General features: G+C 63.1%; 1 protein-coding gene. It reads left to right on the top strand.

The features are described 5' to 3' along the window. Positions 1-255 (top strand): amidase family protein (locus QP381_RS09210; RefSeq protein WP_285068723.1); only part of this gene is annotated, 255 nt, incomplete at both ends.

Below are 255 nucleotides of genomic sequence, written 5' to 3'. Positions count from 1 at the left end.
ACGCAACGGTCGTCGAAAAGATTCACGAGGCCGGCCTGCCGATCGTCGGCAAGACCAACATGGACGAATTTGCCATGGGATCCTCAACTGAGCACTCCGCATATGGCGCAACAGGAAACCCGTGGGATCTTGGCCGTATCCCCGGCGGATCCGGCGGCGGGTCAGCTGCCGCTGTCTCAGCGTTCATGGTGCCGCTCGCCCTCGGCTCCGATACTGGCGGGTCGATCCGTCAGCCAGGTGCAGTGACGGGAACTG

This window comes from Pauljensenia sp. UMB6358 (assembly GCF_030216865.1).
Taxonomy (GTDB): Bacteria; Actinomycetota; Actinomycetes; order Actinomycetales; family Actinomycetaceae; genus Pauljensenia; species Pauljensenia turicensis_A.
This window is presented reverse-complemented; position numbering and strand designations above follow the sequence as displayed.